The sequence below is a fragment of the Trebonia sp. genome (assembly GCF_049794275.1).
GTDB lineage: Bacteria > Actinomycetota > Actinomycetes > Streptosporangiales > Streptosporangiaceae > Trebonia.
Genome location: NZ_JBARCR010000388.1, coordinates 1 through 2,618 on the forward strand (window position 1 = coordinate 1; position 2,618 = coordinate 2,618).

Annotated in this window: 3 protein-coding genes; 2 read left to right on the top strand and 1 reads right to left on the bottom strand. The window is 71.9% G+C overall.

What is annotated here, in order from left to right; all coding sequences use genetic code 11:
• Positions 1-583 (bottom strand): thiamine pyrophosphate-binding protein (locus tag WA805_RS10545; RefSeq protein ID WP_425242249.1); only part of this gene is annotated, 583 nt, incomplete at its 3' end.
• Between the two features lie 97 nt (positions 584-680).
• Between WA805_RS10545 and WA805_RS10550 the strand changes: the two genes are divergently transcribed.
• Together WA805_RS10550 and WA805_RS10555 are read left to right on the top strand one after the other, a co-directional pair.
• Entirely contained in the window at positions 681-2,297 is a 1,617-nt protein-coding gene (locus WA805_RS10550; RefSeq protein WP_425242250.1) for an FAD-dependent oxidoreductase, read from the top strand.
• A gap of 113 nt (positions 2,298-2,410) precedes the next feature.
• Positions 2,411-2,618, top strand: a 208-nt coding sequence (locus tag WA805_RS10555; protein ID WP_425242251.1) for a hypothetical protein, incomplete at its 3' end; no start/stop codon positions are given.

Consider the following 2,618-nt stretch of genomic DNA (forward strand, 5'->3'; position numbering starts at 1 on the left):
CCGCGGCGGACCGCGGCGGGGCACCAGCCACAGCCGGCGTGACGCCAGACGGCGCGGGCTCCGCGAACACGTTGAGCGGCACGTCGAGGTTGACCGGCCCTGGCCGCCCGGACAGCATCGCGCCGAACGCCTGCGGCAGCATCACCGGCAGCTGGTCGGTCCTGGTGGCCTGGAAGGAACGTTTCACGTACGGCCGGGCCGCGCCGGGGAAGTCCGCCTGGTAGTGCCTGCCGAGTTCCTGGAACGGCAGCCGGCCGAACTGGGTCGCGGGCACGTCGCCGGTGATGGCGAGCAGCGCCGAGGAGTCCATCAGCGCCGCGCCCAGCGCGACGAGCAGCTGCGCGGAGCCGGGTCCGCACGACGTGAGCGTGGCCAGCGGCGAGCGGCGCACCCGGTAGTAAGCGTCGGCGATGAACCCGGCCGCCGCCTCGTGGTGCACCGAGATCGTCGTGATCTCGTCCTGCCTGGCCGCCAGCGCGTCGAGCATGCCGAGGTTTCCGTGCCCGCACAGCGTCACCACGTAAGGCACCCGGGCCCGAACGAGGTAGTCCGCGATCAGCTCCGCGCCGTTCACGTCGCTCACGTTCGCCTCCGCTGTTGCGGATTACGCAAGGCGTTGCTTGCTGAGCGACGATATGGGAGGCTGATGCCCTCGTCAAGAGGCCCGGATGGGAGCTGTCATGACGACTGGCCAGGTCATCGTCGCGGGGAGCGGGGCGAGCGGCCTCGTCGCGGCGCTCGCCGCCGCGGCGGGCGGCGCGGACGTGCTGGTGCTCGAGCGGTCGGAACTGCTCGGCGGGACCACCGCGCTCGGCGGCGGCAGGGTCTGGGTGCCGGCCAACCACTGCCCGGAGAACGCCGGCGACTCGGCCGAGGCCGCCCGCACCTACCTCGGCGGCCTGTTCCCCGCCAGGTACGCGCACCTGACCGAGGCGTTCGTCGCGAACGCCCCCGCCATGGCCCGGTTCGTCGAGGAGAGGTCTCCGCATCGGTTCGCCGCCTGCCCGGCTTACCCGGATTATCATCCAGAACGGGCGGGGGCGACTGCCGGCGGCCGCTGTCTTGACATGGAGCTGGCCGACCTGTCCGCGATGGCCCCGCAGGCTCGCCAGGTGCGAGTGCCCCCTGGCTACCTGCCGATGACCCAGGCCGAATGGGAGGGCTGGCGCTTCCCCTGCCGGTTCGACTGGAAGCTGCTGCGGCAGCGGGAGGCCGCCGGGCTGCGCGCCAACGGCGTCGCGCTGGCCGCCGCGCTCGCCGACGGCGTGCTCAAGGCGGGCGGCCGGATCGAGACCGGCGCAAGGCTCACCGGGGTGACCACCGGACCGGGCGGCACTGTCAACGGCGCTGTCAACAGCACCGTGACCGAGGCGGTCATCGACCGCGGCGGCAGCATCGAGCGGGTGCCCGCGGCCGCGGTCATCCTGGCGACCGGCGGCTTCGACTGGGACGAGGACCTGCGCCGCGAATACCAGCCCGAGGCGCAGCGGGCCACTGCTGCCTCGCCGGGCAACACCGGCGACGCGCTGCGCATCGCCCGCGCCCTCGGCGCGGCGACCGACAACCTCGGCGAGGGCTGGTGGATGCCGATGATGGCCGTGCCAGGCGAGGAGGTCGACGGCACGCCGTATCCCCGCTCGCTGATCAGGGAACGGGCGGTGCCCAGGCAGATCATGGTCAACGCCGCCGGCCGCCGGTTTACCAACGAGGCGAGCCCGTACAACGAGGTGGGCAAGGCCATGCACCGCGCCGACGACGGCGGCTGCCAGAACGACCCCGCCTTCCTCATCTTCGACGAGGAGTTCACCCGCCGGTACTCGCTGCCCGGCTTCAGCTCAGGCGCGGTCCCCGCGTGGCTACCGCGAGCCGAGTCCCCCGGGGAGCTCGCCGCCCTGATCGGCGTGGATCCTGAGGGCCTGGAGCGGACGGTGGCCGGGTGGAACAAGGCGTGCGCGGAGGGGGCGGACCCGGACTTCGGGCGCGGCGGAAACGTCTACGACCGGTATGGCGGCGACCCGGAGGCGTGGCCCGCGCCGAACCTCGGTCCGCTCACCGAGCCGCCGTTCTACGCGGCCCGGGTCCTGGCCGGGACCATCGGCACCAAGGGCGGCCCGGTGACCGACGCCACCGGCACAGTGCTCACTGAGGCGGGCGACCAGGTCCGCGGCCTGTACGCGGTGGGCAACGCCGCCGCGTTCTGGACCGGCGACGCGTACCCGGCGCCGGGCGCCACCTTGGGCATCGGCATGACGATGGGCTACATCGCTGGCCGCCACGTCTCTGCCAGTCTGGAATGACTGCCAGCCTGGAATAACCGCACCATATTAGCTGTTTTCCGAAAGCTATGGATAAGTGCGTTACCTGCGGTCGGGAGCTCCATCCCGAGCGTGCCAAGAAGTACAACTACTGCATGTCGCCCGAGTGCCAGGAGAAGAACGCGAAGGGCCTGACGATGGTCGCCGTCGGGGTGAACAAGGCGGCCGAGCAGTACATGATCCTGGACGAGAGCACCAGGGACGAGATCGCCAGCGGCAAGTACCACGATCAGCGGCGCGGATCTTTCGGCACGACCGTGCCTTCGGCCGCCCCGTCGCCGGCGCCCACCGTCGCCCCTGAGC

What these genes read in the sequence shown, in the direction of transcription:
- WA805_RS10550 (WP_425242250.1), top strand. Translation starts at nt 681, where the DNA reads ATGACGACTGGCCAGGTCATCGTCGCGGGGAGCGGGGCGAGCGGCCTC.